The organism is Arthrobacter sp. NQ7 (assembly GCF_029581595.2).
Lineage (GTDB): Bacteria > Actinomycetota > Actinomycetes > Actinomycetales > Micrococcaceae > Arthrobacter > Arthrobacter phenanthrenivorans_B.
On record NZ_JARFXU020000063.1, the window covers coordinates 1 to 508 of the forward strand.

At 59.4% G+C, this 508-nt stretch carries 1 pseudogene; it reads right to left on the bottom strand.

What is annotated here, in order from left to right:
* Positions 1-364: pseudogene (locus PUN71_RS23040) on the bottom strand (urocanate hydratase); the annotation flags it as partial.
* Positions 365-508: the final 144 nt, after the last annotated feature.

Here is a 508-nt window from a genome sequence, read left to right on the forward strand (position 1 = left end):
GTTCCCAACTGGCCCAGTGCGGCACCAGGTTGGAGTTGGCGATCAGTACGCGCGGGGCATTGCGGTGGGTCTTGAACACGCCGACCGGTTTACCCGATTGCACCAGCAGGGTTTCGTCGTCGTTCAGTTGCGTGAGGTTCTCGACGATCTGGTCGTAGCACTCCCAGTTGCGCGCCGCGCGCCCGATACCGCCGTAAACCACCAGTTCCTTGGGGTTTTCGGCCACTTGCGGGTCGAGGTTGTTCATCAACATGCGCAGCGGCGCTTCGGTCAGCCAGCTTTTGGCGGTGAGCGTGTTACCGCGGGCGGCGCGGATTTCGACGTCACGGTATTTGGTAGGCCTGGCTTTAGAAAAATCGGTCACGGCAGACTCCTCGGCATGATGCGCGAACGTGATGGGCGCGAAGGAGACTCTTACGCACACATCTTTACTTGTACATACAAGCATATGCAATCGAGCGGCCAACTTTCCTGGAGAGCCGGAGCAATTGTTTGCGCAGGCGCGGGT